Below are 15817 nucleotides of genomic sequence, written 5' to 3'. Positions count from 1 at the left end.
TCAATTGCGTTGTAGTTTAAGCCTGGTTAGCTTTCATAGCGTGGTAAGCCTGATTAGCTTTCTTAGATTGGTTAGCTTGGTAAGCTTGATTGCCAGGTAAGCGTAGTTAGTTTGAGATGGAAAATAATGTAAATTATTTTACTTCTTTGTGCTTTTCAGCTTTAGGAAGATTCTTTATATTATTAGCATCCTGACAATTTTTAATAGGAGTGATTTCTGCTCCAGAAGCAGGAACATCTGTTTTTGGTCGCAAATTTCTAAAATCTGTTCCAAGAACTATGTCAACCAGTTTGTCTTTGCGATCGTCCATTTGCAAAGCGACTTCATCGAATTGAGAGCTTAGTGTATAAGCAGAATTTATTGAATTTTTGCCAAAATAAATAGTTGTACGCTTAACGCCCTGTGTTTTATTGTTTCCAACTTCAATTAAATTAAATCCGCGAATTCTCAAAGCCTCGCCTACAGCATTAGCAAAACCTCTGAATTTAGTTCCATTCAAGATTCGAATAGAAACTGTGCGCGCATCGAGATACGATATTTTATCGCCATCTTTATCTTTTATAGGACATGGGGCAACTATTCCGTAATTATTGTTATCTTTTTTAGTTTTTGGAGAATTTAATCCGAAAACATGGAATTGGATCATGAAAGATAACAAAGTTGCAACCACTAGTGCAATTCCAACAGTAAGTAATATGGATTTAGTCTTTTGATACATGAACTCTTTGCGAGCGGTGCGCTCATCGTATTCTTGCGCCATGATACTCCAAATCTATCCATACACTTAATTTGTTGCGATTACGCCTAAAATCCCTAAATTCACCGTATTCTAATTTTTCAAATAGCATACTAGGTATTTTGAAAAATTAGGCGCGAAGTATTACTTTACACGCATTTTACTGACTATGTATGACCTAAAGGCGTTCTAGATCTATCGTTTGCCAAATGCTTAATTATTCTTACTGTTTTTAATTTTTAATTTTAGAATACGAGAGTTCGCTAATGCTTTTAAAAGTTATATTGTGCTCTTGCTAACGCCAAAAATTCTTCGCATGTAAGAGTTTCGCCTCTTCGAGTTGGATCTATTTTAGAAATTTCAAATGCAGCTTTTTCAACATGATTTTTTAGAGCTGCATTAAGTGTTTTTCTACGTTGTTGGAATGCGGCATCGACTAGAGAAAATACTTCAGCGCGCTGAATTTCATTACCTTTACTTACGCAATCTCTAGTGAAAGAAACTAATGCAGAATCAACGTTAGGTGATGGCCAAAAAACATTTCTTCCAATAATCCCAGCGCGTTGCGCATGCCCATACCAAGCGAGTTTTACGCTTGGAGTTCCATAGACTTTATTACCAGGATGCGCGCATAGCCTATCTGCGACTTCTTTTTGAACCATTACTACGAAGTTTTGCAAATTATCAAATTTTTCTAAAAGCGTTAAAATAATAGGCGTAGCAACGTTATAAGGTAGATTTGCTACGAGAGTAAAATTCTTTGCGCTTGCAATTCTAGGCAAATCCTGTTTAGTAATATTTAGAGCGTCTTTTAATACAACATTAAATCTTTCAAATGCTTTAGGCATGAATTCTAATACTGTATTTGGCAGTCGTTTTGCTAGAGGTGGATCAATTTCTATAGCTGTAAGATTTGCTCCAGTTTCTAAAATTGCTAATGAAAGAGAGCCTAATCCAGGACCTACTTCGAGAACTGTATCTTTTTCTGTAATTCCAGAAATGCTTACAATTTTTCGTACTGTTCCAGGATCTATTACGAAATTTTGTCCAAATTTTTTACTAGGCGTAATACCTTCTTCTGCCGCAATTCTTCTTATATCTGCTGCTCCAAGAAGTTTTCCGTCAAAGCTATCGTTGTCGCTATTTAATTTAGTCACTTTAGTACCATCCAAAGTTTTCTAGTTTTGTGTTGATTTAATGTGATTTAGTACCATCCGACATCATGAGAATGTTGAACTGCTGCTGTAGGGCTTCCGTAACGATTTTTTATGTAATTTAATCCCCAGTTGATTTGAACTCCAGCATCTTCATGCCAATTAGGACCGCCTCCTCGCGATACATCTCCTAGTTTACTTGCAGGTAGTGCTTGTGGGATTCCATATGCGCCAGAGCTTGGGTTTTCAGCATTCCATCTCCAATGTGATTCACGATTCCACAGCCATACAAGAGCGTCCCATTCTTCTCCAACCCATCCGAATTCTGCGCATGCTGCTTTAGCGTACAGTTTTGCTTGCTCTGGAGTTGCGTGAACCATGCTATCTGTATCGTCATCAGTTGGTGCAGGGGCTGGAGCTGGAGCAGGTGCTGGAGCTGGAGCAGGGGTTTGTGGTGGAGCAGGGGTTTGTGGTTTTGGTTTCTGCTCAGACTTTGGTTTTGGTTTATTTTCAGATTTAGGTTTAGGTGAAGGTGCTACTTTTTTAGATTTATTTTGTTTATTATTCTTTGGTTTTGTATTTGTGTCACTTTCATGTTTTATTTCTGGTTTATCTTGTTTTTGTGGCACAGATTTACGCCCGATAGCCACTACTGCATCAATAACTGGTTTAGTAACTGTTTGAGAAACAAGAGTTGCAGATTCTGGCTTTCCGTCAACGTATGTAACGTTATAAACATCTTCTCTTTCGCCGTTAATTCCTGCTTTTTGCACAATGCGTGTGCCTTCTGGAAGATTATTGTCAGTAATGGTTTGCGTTGTAAATGGTACTTGCACAACGCGTTTTTCTTGACCGTGTGTAACTCGCAATATTCTAAGAATTGTTTTATTGCCATCATTTTCAACTGTTACTCGATCTTCTTTTCCTAAAACTATTCCTTGTGAATCAAGAATAGAACTTGCTGGAAGTTTCCCGTCTGGAGCAATTCGCGTTTTTCCATCGCATATAACGCTAACAGGACCTTCTTTATTGATCGATAATCCGCCTGAAAGTTTGTCGTATATATTACGAAGATTAACTGTGATTTTTACAGCTCTTTTTTCATTTGCTTTAAAGAATCCAATAAGCTGATCTACGCTTGTTGCAACTGTCCAGAATGGTATTGTAACGCCATTAACTGTAACTGAAGTCTGATATGCGCTTCGTACAGTAACTGTACTGTGATTGGTGAGTATTTCTCCAGAAGATGTTAGTACTTGATCGTGTGTTTTTATCTTTATATTTTGTTCTTCGAGAAGTCGTTGTGCGCTCATTGCGTAAGTTGTTACAATTTTTGATTTGCCATTAACTGTAAGTGCGACTGCTTTTCTAGTTGAGAAGGCAAAAAACGCTGTACAAATAAGTGCAATACTTAATGCGCTTGCAATTATTCTAGCGCGTCTTAATACAACAAAACGTCTTGGCGTCCATCGACGTATCATGTAACCTCGCTTCCCGAAATCAGACTTTCATTATAACTAATTATTTATGTTAATGCGATATTATTTATTCTTATCAACAGTAAATAGGATGACTTTGTAAATAATCCTATAGGATTTTTTACAACGTATGCTTTGCTATTAGTTAGGCAGAGATTTAAGATTTTTCGCCCTGAATGAGATGAACCTCAGCATCTTTGATGGTGATTCATCGAATGAAGAAGAAAAATCGAAAAATCTCGGTGATTAGCCGAAGATTAAAAGACTAAACATGCCAAGAGCTATCGGAGTTTCTCTTAGAGCAATGTAAAAATCTTGCGATGAGAGAAACTCCGAGAGCTCAGCCCCATTTGATAGGAAAATCCTGTAAATGAAACTATAGTTTCATCGACAATGTCGTTTTGCACATATCATGCAATTCGAAGTTTTTGGAATCAAATCGAATCAAATCTAATCACACATAATTACACAAATTTTTGCTGATATTCACGAATTTTTCTGTATGCATGAAAAAGGGGCGGGAGAGAAGGGGATTTTCCCGCCCCTGTGAGGTGGAGCAGGTTGGGGGACGCTCCACACTCAGTTTCTCAGAAACCCTGAGTTGGGGGAAGGTTTCTGAGAACTTACTCGCAAAAAGAATATGTATTTTTATTATTATACGTTGTTAGTTATGCATGTTATTTAAACAGAAACACATTTCAACAATAATACGAGTACCTAACTATGAACAATAAATATTTACAGTTGTTGAATCATCATTTGCACTATTGAAATGTATTTACAATTTATGTTTGTTACATAAACGCATATTTGCAAAATATCGCAGTATCAAGACAGAAAATGTTTTTTGATTGTGGATACAAAACTTCGAAGAATAAACAGAGCCTCCTGCCGGGATCGAACCGGCGACCTGCCGCTTACAAGGCGGCCGCTCTGGCCATCTGAGCTAAGGAGGCAGTGCGCATAAACATATGCGCTAACAAAACATTGATTAGTGTACCAGCAACTATTGTTTGTGGCAAGTGTGCACGTGTCATATTTTGTTACTTTTATTTGCTAATCAATTTTTGTCATGTTTTTGGATTGAAAACAATGCTTTAATAGTTGTTTGCAAATGTGCTTAAAAGCTACGTTTTGCAATTATTCTATATAGCAGCAGGTGTTCCTTTATCATCTAGTTTTGGACGCACGGTTGCAGATCCTAAATCTTTTTCGTCTAATCCAATAGATTTCAAAATTTCATTAAGTATATTCAAATTATTGGCATTGACTTTACTCATGTCGAAAATATGTCCGTTAATCGTCACTGTTGGTGTAGTCATAGAACCTGCATTAGAGCCACTTATATTCCAAAGTTCTTTTCTATCAGGAGTTGCTGTATTCATAGTCTTCTGCCATTTTATGTAATGACGTTGGAATGCGTTTTCTGCAACTTCTTTTTTGATTCCTGACTTTATTGCTTTTTCAGCAAGTGTTTTATTGCTTACAGGCGTGTATCTATCGCCTTCATCTGGTTGGAAGTCTTTGTCAAAAATATTACTTATGAATTCCAAAAGAGATTTTGGATTGTTGCTGTTATCTGCAATGTAATAAATTCCTCCTGTAACCCTAGAGGAATAGTGATCCGTAGATAGTGGATCAAGGAATGACATTGGGTAAATTTCCATGTTGATTTGCCCTGCTTCCATCATTTGAACTAGATACGGATCGATATTCTGGTTGAAGTTAGCGCATCCTGGGCACATAGGATCAAAATACACAGCTATGGTTGGTACTCCCTTGACAGGATTGTTATACCCGTTTTTGCTTATTGCAATGCCGCCATAATTATTCATATTTTTTGGTTTTTCTGCAGTTTTGACGGCCTTGAGAGATTTTTTGGCTTTAATTGTTTTTTCTATTTTATTTTTATTATCTGCGTTTTGCGCATTGTATGTTGTGATGATTATGCCAGTAATCATCGCTATAATTACGAGAACAACAACAATTCCAATAATTGTCTGTTGGCGGCGTTCTTTTTCTTTTAATGCGCTATTAGATTCTCTTTTTTCGGCTGGTTTTATCATGCCTATCCTTTCGTATCACTTTTGCGCATAACGCAGTCGTGTTTAACGCAGTCGTGTTTAACGTAGTTGTGATGAATTTGTATTTTATAGAATTTAGTTACTGTGATAAACATAGTCTAATGTACGGTATCAACGGAATTATGCTGAATGATTTTCAATGATTTTGAATGCTGCGGAATGATACGGAATAATTTGGAATGATTTGGAATGATTTTGCGTAAAACTTGATTTTTGCAAATTTAATGCTTTTAGTTAATTCCCTCAGTTAATTCCCTAGTTAATGTCTTCCTAGTTAGTGTTTTCCTTTAATTTCTTCCTGCGCCGAATATAGCTCCCAAACCTAATCTAATCATTCTAGATCTGCCGAATAAAGATACTATAATCCATCCAATCAATACTCCTACGGCGTATCCTATTGATGTAGGCGAAAAGATTTCTGGAGTATAAGAAGGAAGTAGAATCACCCATTTTTTTACAAATAGCCACTCTGGAAGATATATAGGGAATTCCATAAGTTGGCAAGTCGCTTTAATTAAAAGTGGATAAATATATGCGAATGAAATTGATGTGATGGAAAGTATTAGTAAAGACGGAATAGTATATAGAATCGCTTTTAGAAAATGCCATGGTATAAAAAATATGCGTAATAATCTATCTTTTCCTATTCCGTCATTTATTTTTTGTCGATGTATATGTGATGAAACATTGTATCCTGTTGTTGCGCAAATAATCATGAATATCGCGTGCAAGAATAGAGATGCTGAAGTAGATATGCATGTTGTTGCAAGAAGTATTGGCATAAAAATAAGTAGAAATAACGTGCCTCTAAGTAGATACGGTCGTGCTTTTTGGTTCAGATTTTCTTCTTTTGAATCATAATCATCTTGTGTTTGTGAAAGATTTGCTTGCTGTGTTGGATTTGTGTTTTCTACTTGCGTAACTGAGTTTTCTATCGGTGGATTTACTACTTGTGTGGCTATTTCTTGTGCTTTCTCCGACTTTTGATTTGTATTTTCTACTTCGATATTTTCTATTTTTCGAATTGATTTGCTCTCGTTTATAGGGTTCTGGTTTGTGTTCTGAATTGGATTAAATTGATTTTCTATTATTGGAGCTGCAATTGTAGTTGTATATGCCGGAATTGTGCCAATGTGTGTTGTGCTAATGTGTGTTGTGCCAATGGGCGTTGTGCCAGTGCCAATGTGTGTTGTGTGATCTAGAACAGAAGTTGGTAAAACGTCATCTGCCCACATTTTTCTAACGTTCAAAGTCTTAGAGCTAGTGTCAGCTTGACTGTTATTGAAGTAGTTTTCGTTTTCTTTTCTTTTATTATTTTTGTAGTTAGATTCGTATGTATCAGTTATATCAGTGTAGTTATTTTCGATATTTCTTACACTGTTAAATGATATCGTTTCTGAATCTTCTTCTGTTTCATGTGAAACATTGATAGTTTGTGACGTGTTTTCACTATCTTGATAGTTCATATCGCTAGAGAATTTAGAGGTTTGCTGAATATAAGGTTTACTCGTATTCTCATCATCTAATTTAGATTCAGAAATATTTAACTCAAAAGGGAGCATCGCCCCTTGCCAAGCAAGAGGATTTTCTGCATCTTTTGCAATCGCTTCCTCAAGCTCTTCTGGAGTGCATCTTTGATTACGATTTGGATTTAGAGCAGATCTTAAAGCATCCATAGTTCTAGGCGGAATGCCATTAAGATTCGCATTTCCGGAAGCCGCGCGTTCCAAAACTGCCATCATAGGCTTTGTTCCAAAAACAGGCTTCCCTGTTGCTGCAAATGCAAGAACTGCTGCTAAAGACCACCAATCTGTAAGCTCGTCAGAATCTGAGCCTTCTATTATTTCTGGCGCTATAAATCCTGGAGTTCCCATAACTAAGCCGGTTCTAGTCACGTGACTTTCGCCTTCTCCCATTGCGATTCCAAAATCTACAAGTACTGGTCCTGTTGCAGAAATCATTACATTTGTAGGTTTTATATCTCTGTGGACTATTCCAGCAGAATGAACTGCTTTAATAGCATCAATTAGTTTGTGCGCAAGTCGTTCTAAATCATCTCGAATATACGGACCATTTTCTGCAACATCTTCCTTCAAATTTAAGCCTTCAATAAGTTCAGTGACTATGAAAGCTATAGATGCGTCAAGTTCCATGTCGACTATTGAACAAACGCCAATGTGATTTATACGTTGTAATGCAAGTGCTTCTCTTCGTAAGCGAGTTCTTGCGAGATTTTGTTCGTTTTGTGTTGCGTAGTCATTTTCGCTCGCGTTTTCACGTAAAATCTTCATAGCATATTCTTGACCTCCGTCATCGCGAACTTTCCACACAGAGCCCATAGCGCCGCCGCCCAGCCTTTTTATAAGTGTGTATCCGCCAATATTGCTGCCTTGGCTTAAATCGAACATGCTAATATCGTTCATGTTTTTATGGTAACTCAATAGAGTGTTAAATCTAGATTATTAAGCGTAGTTAGTGTATTGATTTTTTTGCCTTTCTATGCATTGCTGACGACACGCCGATGAAAGCTAATTGCAGATTTAGTGTTTTGTTAGTGAAAGCATGTTATATTTGATTATGGCTCAACGAAGAGAACCTTCAATGGACCAGATAAGTAATGTGTGCGTGTAAGTCCAGCCGAAGTCGGAAACGGACTTGTGAGTGCACACCCTTCACAACGGATCGTTCGGCACGTACCTGCCGATGAAAGGAACATATCATGGCAGAAGTTGTATTTGATCATGTGACTCGCATTTACCCGGGCAATGATAAGCCATCGGTTGATGATTTGAACATGACTATTAAGGATGGCGAGTTCCTTGTGCTCGTTGGTCCATCTGGTTGCGGTAAGTCTACTACTTTGCGAATGTTGGCTGGTCTTGAAGAAGTCAACCGCGGTCGTATTCTTATTGGCGGTCGAGATGTGACTACAATGCAGCCAAAGGATCGCGATATTGCAATGGTCTTCCAGAATTATGCATTGTACCCACATATGACCGTTAAGCAGAACATGGGCTTTGCGTTGAAGATTGCTGGTGTACCTGCAGAAGAAATTGAGAAGCGAGTTCATAAAGCTGCTCAAGTTTTGGATTTGACTGAGTATTTGGATCGTAAGCCAAAGGCTTTGTCTGGTGGTCAGCGTCAGCGTGTTGCAATGGGTCGTGCAATTGTTCGTAATCCAAAGGTCTTCCTTATGGACGAACCTCTTTCTAACCTTGATGCAAAGCTTCGCGTTCAGACTCGTACCCAGATTGCCGCATTGCAGCGCCAGCTCAATGTCACTACTCTTTACGTGACGCACGATCAGACTGAAGCTTTAACTATGGGTGATCGTATTGCTGTTATTAAGCTTGGTGTTTTGCAGCAGGTTGGTGCTCCAACAGAACTTTATGATCGTCCAGCAAACGTGTTCGTTGCAGGATTCATTGGCTCTCCATCTATGAATCTCAATCAGCATCCAGTACTTAATGGTCGTGCTCAAATTGGTGAAGATTCAATTATTTTGCCTCAAGAAGCTGTTGCAAAGCTTACTCCGGAAGATAATAATCAAATTATAGTTGGCTTCCGCCCAGAAGATGCAAGCTTGGCTACATTCGATGATCCAAACGCATTCTCCTTGAATGTTGTAAACGTTGAAGATCTCGGTTCTGATGGCTACATTTATGGAAACATTGTAACTGACGGATCTGCTGCTGAAGCAGCTACGATGATGTCTGATCAGAATAAGCTCACGACTATTCGCGTTAATCCTCGTGCTCTTCCAAAGGTTGGAGATACAGTCAAGATTAAGATTGACCCAGCAAAGATGCATTTGTTTGCACCATCTACTGAGTTGCGCTTGAACTAATTGTTATTCTCATAACTTGCACGGTTTGATGTAATGCGATTAATGCGGGGTTTGCATAACGCTACCCCGCATTTCGCATCACTTCTTAGAGTGATATTTTCTTTGCAAATCATATTAAGCATTAGAAAATTATTGCAGTTGTGTTGATTATTGGTAAATAATCAAAATAAAGTATCATTATCATTCACACTGACGGGTAGATTAGACAATATGGAATGGAACGAAGCTGCTTATATTGATCCGCGTGCTGCTCAAGCAACCTCGGTTTCGGCTCAAGATGAAGAGCCTACAAGACGCGAGCCTTCAGCGTTAAAAATTACTTCTGCAGTGTCAAATCCTAGAATGTTTATGTTGCCTTGGGAACTTCCGCTTTCTCAATGGCCAAAAGATTTATTTGTAAATCTTCCTCGAGGTATATCTAGACACGTTGTAAGATTTGTGCACGTAGGCGATGAAGTTTACGCGATGAAGGAAATAACAAGACAAGTAGCAGAAAGAGAATATGAGCTTCTCCGCCGTTTACGTAAACTTGAATTGCCAACCGTAACGCCTATTGCTGTGGTTGCAGGTCGTAGAGATTCTAATGGTGAACCACTTGAGGCAATGCTTGTTACAAGACACTTAAAGTTTTCTCTTCCATACCGCGCTCTGTTTGCAAGAACCTTGCGTCCAGATACTGCAGAAAGACTTATTGATGCGCTCGCTGTTTTGATGGTGCGTTTGCATCTTTCAGGCTTTTATTGGGGCGATGTTTCACTTTCTAACGTTTTGTTCTTGAGAGATGCAGATGCTTTTTCTGCATTCTTGGTTGATGCTGAAACTGGTGACTTGCACAGTAGTTTGACTCCGGGTCAACGAGAATATGATATTGATTTAGCTCGTACAAATATTATTGGTGAGTTAATGGATTTGAGCTCCGGACAGTTGTTGCCTGGGGAAGTTGATGAAATTAGCATTGGAAATCGTTTAGTAGATAGGTATCATTCTCTTTGGAGCACGCTTACGGACGTTGATAAATTTAGTCCTGATGAAATGTGGCGTATTGAAAGACGTGTTAATCGTTTGAATGAATTAGGCTTCGATGTGGATGAGCTTGAGATGAAAACGTCTGAAGACGGTAGACGTGTATTAGTTCGTCCTCGTGTTGTGGATGCAGGATACGCATCTCGTAAACTTTTGCGATTGACTGGCTTAGATGTGCAAGAAAATCAAGCTCGTCGTTTGCTTAATGATTTAGATGCTTACAGAACTTCTACTTGGAGGCAAGGAGAAGAACTGGAAATTGTTGCGACTGATTGGATGCGTGAAGTTTTTGAGCCAACAGTTCGCATGATTCCGCCTGAGTTTCGTTCACAAATTCAGCCTGCTCAATTCTTCCATGAAGTGCTGGATCATCGTTGGTTTATGGCAGAACGTGTTGGGCATGACGTTTCTATGCAAGATGCTGTAACAAGTTACATCAAAAATGTGTTGCCGCAATACAAGATAGATAAAGGCGTTCTTGCTGCTATTAACGCGGATGCTGATTCGGGTGTAGTTGATGACGAATACACGTATTCTAAAGCTGCTTATAATCCTGATGAAGATGATCAAGATGCGAGTGTGTGGGCAAGTTGAAATTTGCTTATAATGTGAAATCTATCTTTGTGTGTTTTTGAAATGATTTTATGAAAAATAATATGGCGTAATGTTTTGTAACCAAGCACTACGCCATATTCTTTATATATTTGCTTATATTTGCTTATAGATTTTGTTTTAATCGTAAAGCTTTTATTCCTATAGCTATTAGGCAAATAAATGTTGCGCATAATGTCATAATTGCAACATTCACGCCAGTGTTAGTGAGGTTGCGTTTGGCTCTCTTAGACTCACTATTATTCTTAACTTGTTTCTTAACGGTGTTCTTAACAGTGATATTAGCCCAAGCAATCTGTTTACCAGTTTCATCAACCAACACAACAGTATGCTTACCCGAATAATCAGATGGGAACAAAGCGTTAAACTCAGGCTTACCATCAACCATTCGAACAGTCACATACTTAGAACCATCAGTACTCTTAAGCAAACGAGGATTAGAGTAAATATACGCATAAGCGTAAATCACTCCATCACTCTTAAGTTTTTCAATAAACTCGTTATCTGAAACATTCAATATAACTTTGTTTGCAACACCTGCAGTAGCAACATTATTGTTACCAACAGTAAGAGTATTCTTCAACTCAGGTTCAAGACTTTTAACAGACTTAGGAGCTTGAGGCGCTGGAGTCTTATCTGGAGCAGGAGCAGGAACAACCGGAGTTGGAGCTGGAGCTGGTGGTTGAGGTGCTGGCGTTGGAACAACCGGAGCAGGTGGCTCAGGCGTTACAGGACCAGGCTCAGGAGATGGAGTTACAGGCTCAGGCTCAGTTCTTTTACCATCGTTTCCTTTAGAAATTGTATATTTTTTGCCTTTAAGGGTAGAAAATACTATAAGTTTTTCTCCATTTTTGTTAGTAACAATCTTGGAAGGAATTTTCGTTCCTTGTGAAATTGAGTCAGCATTCTTTGAATCAATTTCACGAACTTCTAGCTTATCAATATCGCTACTGCTCTTCGTGATTTTTATTGCAACAGTACCGCCATTGCGTGAAACTATGGAAACTAAATCTGCTTTTCCATTAGACCATGCAATATCAATTTGGAAGTTTCCTCGTGCGATTAAGCCTTTAACGCTACCATTTTCCCAAGCATCTGGTAATGCAGGAAGAATATTTACATAGCGTGAATAAGATTTTCCGTTAGTGTCAATGAAAGTCGAGTTTGATTGCATAAGCATCTCATTAACACCTGAAGTATTTCCAAAATTACCGTCTATCTGGAAAGGTGGGTGAACATCGAAAAGATTTGCATACATCGCATTTCTAATTTGATTTTCAATAAGACGATAAGCGTGGTTTCCATCTCCTGTGCGAGCCCAAGAGTTGATTCTTTGTCCAACTCCCCAGCCTGTTGCGTCATCTCCGCGCAAAGTCATAGACTTTTTGGCTGCTTGCATATATTGGGAGTTGTCAATTGTTATAAGATCTCCAGGGAATAATCCGAGCATGTGTGACATATGCCTGTGATTATTTTGATATCCAGGTATATTTCTTCCATCCTCAGTCTTACCAATTTCCCCTTCGTTATACCATTCTTTGATTTGACCACTCTTGCCAATTTCAATAGGCTTCAGTAGGCTTTTTGCGCATGACCATGAGCGATTTGCATTAGCATTTACAAAAGATCCGTCATCATTCTTTTTCCAGTTATCTGTAGAGCAACCGTCAAGATTTCCAACTAAATCTTTATCTACGTTTAATGCATTAGCTGCGTCAATTGTGTCTTTAAGCATCTGCCATACTAGGGAACTTTCGTACGTGTTTCCATCTGTGCCTTCAGGCCCATGTTCAGGTGAATATGCAACGCCTGTTGTGAGTCTAAAACTACCATCGCTTGCTTTGTGAGAAGATTTGTGAAGCATGTAGTTCAAGTACAAATGCGATTCCTCTTTCAATAGAGGATATATGTCGTTTTTAAGTTGATTAAGATTTCCGCTGTATGCATAAGCGTCATACACGTTTTGCAAAATCCAAGGTACTGCTGCAGGGCTCCATCCCCATGAGAAAGCTTCGCCTGGCGTAGTCCACCCGTATGGAGTGTTTTCAGTGTGTGCCATGAATCCTTCGCCGTCACCAATAGGAGTGTTTTCGTTCTTGGTTTCTGCTCCAGCGTAAATTTTTGCAGTTAGTCTTCCTGGCTTAACAAGGCCTTTGATATAAGTTATTAGCGGTTTAGAAAGTTCAGCTAAATTACCTGAATATGTTGGCCAATAATTCATTTGCAAATTTACGTTCATATGGAAGTCAGATCCCCAAGGAATAACTGTATTGTGAGAACTATCTATTGCAGAACTCGACCATATTCCTTGCAAATTTGCAGGTAATTGGCTATCTTCGCGAGAAGATCCGATTGCTAAATATCTTCCATATTGGTATATTAAGGCTTCTAATTCGCTTTTTTGCTCTTTAGTTGCAATGTTGTTGGAATATGCTTCCAGTAGTTTATCTGTAGGAATTGTTCCGAATTCTTTGCTATTTTTTTGATTGTTTATATTAAGAGTTAAGCGATTATAGAACGATTGATAATCCTTAATATGATCTTTCTTGATTTCGGCAAATCCTTTATTCGCTGCAAGTTGCACAGCGTTATGCACTCTTAAATCAACTTGTTCAGGAGTTTCCTTAGTGCGATAATTTGGATACTCTTGTTTGTAATCTGTTGCAGCTGAAGTGTACATAGTTACAGTATTTGCGCCGGAAACAATTAGCTTACCGTCATTGCTTGTTTTTATAGTTCCGGAATCAACAACTACTTTCGCTTGAGCGTTGTAAATAAGACCGTTATTTCCCAATCTGCCTTTAACGATAATAGTGTCGCCTTTTGCGCTAACAGAAGAATCTTTTTTACTGTATCCATTATTAGGGTTGAAAGAAATAGTCAGATTAAGCTTATTTTCGCCACTAGCGTTGAAACGGGAAACTAATACATTATTTGAGTGTGATGCGAAATATTGTCTTGTATACACAGTGTTTGAGCGCGTGAATTTTACATTTGCTATCGCTTGAGATATGTTCAAATCACGTTCGTAATTTTTGTATGACGGATTATTCTCAAATCCATAATCCACAAAAATATTTCCAAAATTCTGGTATGCTCCTTGCTGTAACGAGTCAAATCCGCCTGTTAATGAGCTTGGATTAACTGTTTGTGCGCCATTTTCAAGCTGTTTGTTTAAATCGCGTAGAGTTTTGCCATTTTTACCTTTTGATTCATCGTTTCCACCGATGTAAGTTCCGTGCGAACCTGGGCCGCCTGTCCATAAAGTTTCTTCGTTAAAAGTAATTCTTTCTTTACCTACTTCACCGTAGATACTTCCGCCAATGCGCCCGTTGCCAACCGGTAGTGTAGTTTGTTGCCAGAGGTTTGTTTCTTGTGAAACTCTGCCTTCCCCATGGTAGAGCTTTGTTTGTGATGCTGGCTGTTTGTACCATAAGCGATCATCATTTTTTGATATAAGTTCAGTGTTTTTATCTTGATTATCGTTTGAATATGTTGTGTAAATATTGAAGCTTATATGCGATTGTGGGTAATTTTTATCGATTATTGTAATCTCATGCGCGCCAATATCATTCGCGTCAAAGCCGGCGCCAATTATTTCGTAATCATTTTTGTTAAGTATTTTCGAAGTTTGATCCGAAGTTTTAACTCTTCTAACTTCTAATCCGTCAAGATTTAGCTTTTCTCCTTGCTTGTAGTGTGTTTTTGTAGGAAGAGTTACGCTGAGAGTGTAGTCTTCTGGAGAAGGTGTAATAGTCATATTTGGCTGCATGGACTGTGTTATTCCTTTAAGCTGAGAGATTGACTCTGTGCTTGCAAATCGAACGTCAATATGCTTACTTTCGCCAAGCGCAAAAGTTATTTTCTTGTTGTTTTTAGCAAATTGATCACGCACTATTTTTGTTACATCTAGTTGAACGTTTTCGCTAGATGTCACAGACATATTGTCTTTGTATTGTAGCTCTTTTAGTTCAAAAGGTGCGGATTCTATTACAATTCTTCCATCTGAAGAATCAAATCTCGGTCTATTTGTCCATGTTGCTTCAGTCGTTGAACAAGAACTTGCATTATTTGTGCATTGAGTGTCGTCAACGGCAGCGATTTTTACAGTATCGGTTCCATTGTGTTTCGCTGGACCTGCTGTACCTAAATATGTGAGACTGATGCGTGCATTTTTTGGAGCTTTGCTGTAATGAGAAAGGTCGAATGTTATCAATCCCATTTTTGCGTCAGTTCCATCGTTTACATCAGTTGATTCGAATTTTTCTCCAAAGTCACCGTAGCCTTGTGGCTGTAATGCTGCTATATAGCTACGAGCTTGCATATTCGTTATTTTTTCATTTTGCCATGTTTGTAATGACGAATCTGCTGAAGCTTGAATTGTTGATTCTTCAGGTGATTTTTGGTTTATTATTTCGCTTGCGATTGCGTTCGTTGATTGTAAGAATGTGCCAAGCAATCCTATTGTTACGCAGCTTGCCATTATTGCTTTTATGCGGTAAGCGTGGTGCTTGTTGCATATAGAGTTTTTCATATTCTTCCTTTTTATGAGTTGCTGCATTGCAACTTTTAAGCGTGATTATTTAGTACAGCTAGCTTTAAAAACAGCGTTGTCAAGCTAACTGTATTATTTATCATGCTTTTGTAAAATAAATTTACGATTCGTAAGATTAGCATAAAGGATAAGTATTTTCAATTAGTATGAGCCTTTATTTTAAGGGAATATAATAGATATTTTTATTGCTATAAAATGTAAAGTCACGTGACACAAGAATTGGATATTTGTAGTATCAATTAAATAATAGTTATTTGTTGGTTTTTCTACAAAAAATTGTAAATAAAACAGATATAACTATTTTTTCACGGGGGGGGGGGCATCATTT

8 protein-coding genes and 1 tRNA gene are annotated in these 15817 nt (G+C 38.2%); 2 read left to right on the top strand and 7 right to left on the bottom strand.

The genetic code is table 11. The features are described 5' to 3' along the window. Nucleotides 1-133: 133 nt before the first annotated feature. The 6 genes from Q0X59_RS01475 to Q0X59_RS01450 all read right to left on the bottom strand — a co-directional run bounded on the left by Q0X59_RS01475 (nucleotide 134) and on the right by Q0X59_RS01450 (nucleotide 7875). Complete coding sequence (locus Q0X59_RS01475) at nucleotides 134-760, bottom strand: LytR C-terminal domain-containing protein (RefSeq protein WP_103043352.1); 627 nt, start codon at nucleotides 758-760, stop codon at nucleotides 134-136. A gap of 248 nt (nucleotides 761-1008) precedes the next feature. Beyond that, nucleotides 1009-1908 carry a 16S rRNA (adenine(1518)-N(6)/adenine(1519)-N(6))-dimethyltransferase RsmA gene (gene rsmA / locus Q0X59_RS01470; protein WP_297642663.1) on the bottom strand — a complete coding sequence of 300 codons (900 nt, stop codon included), beginning with the start codon at nucleotides 1906-1908 and terminating at the stop codon, nucleotides 1009-1011. A gap of 32 nt (nucleotides 1909-1940) precedes the next feature. Then, a complete protein-coding gene (locus tag Q0X59_RS01465; protein ID WP_297642661.1) occupies nucleotides 1941-3371 on the bottom strand; it encodes a G5 domain-containing protein in 1431 nt (476 codons plus the stop codon). 879 nt (nucleotides 3372-4250) lie between these two features. Continuing rightward, nucleotides 4251-4324 (bottom strand) — tRNA-Thr (locus Q0X59_RS01460). A gap of 189 nt (nucleotides 4325-4513) precedes the next feature. Beyond that, nucleotides 4514-5434 (bottom strand): thioredoxin domain-containing protein, encoded by a 921-nt coding sequence (locus Q0X59_RS01455; RefSeq protein ID WP_297642659.1) that lies wholly within the window; start codon nucleotides 5432-5434, stop codon nucleotides 4514-4516. Nucleotides 5435-5739: 305 nt separating this feature from the next. Next, a complete protein-coding gene (locus Q0X59_RS01450) occupies nucleotides 5740-7875 on the bottom strand; it encodes a serine/threonine-protein kinase (protein ID WP_297642657.1) in 2136 nt (711 codons plus the stop codon). Nucleotides 7876-8171: 296 nt separating this feature from the next. On the opposite strand from Q0X59_RS01450, the gene ugpC reads away from it, so the two are divergent. Together ugpC and Q0X59_RS01440 are read left to right on the top strand one after the other, a co-directional pair. Next, a complete protein-coding gene (gene ugpC / locus Q0X59_RS01445) occupies nucleotides 8172-9299 on the top strand; it encodes a sn-glycerol-3-phosphate ABC transporter ATP-binding protein UgpC (protein WP_075523593.1) in 1128 nt (375 codons plus the stop codon). A gap of 210 nt (nucleotides 9300-9509) precedes the next feature. Continuing rightward, a complete protein-coding gene (locus Q0X59_RS01440) occupies nucleotides 9510-10916 on the top strand; it encodes a DUF4032 domain-containing protein (protein ID WP_103043355.1) in 1407 nt (468 codons plus the stop codon). 124 nt (nucleotides 10917-11040) lie between these two features. Here the strand turns inward: Q0X59_RS01440 and Q0X59_RS01435 are convergent, their stop codons facing one another. Then, a complete protein-coding gene (locus Q0X59_RS01435; RefSeq protein WP_297642655.1) occupies nucleotides 11041-15468 on the bottom strand; it encodes a glycoside hydrolase family 95 protein in 4428 nt (1475 codons plus the stop codon). Nucleotides 15469-15817: the final 349 nt, after the last annotated feature.

It is taken from the genome of uncultured Gardnerella sp., assembly GCF_947280595.1.
GTDB classification, from domain to species: domain Bacteria; phylum Actinomycetota; class Actinomycetes; order Actinomycetales; family Bifidobacteriaceae; genus Bifidobacterium; species Bifidobacterium vaginale_A.
Note: the sequence above shows the minus strand (reverse complement) of the source record. Positions and strands in the feature narration are given on the sequence as shown.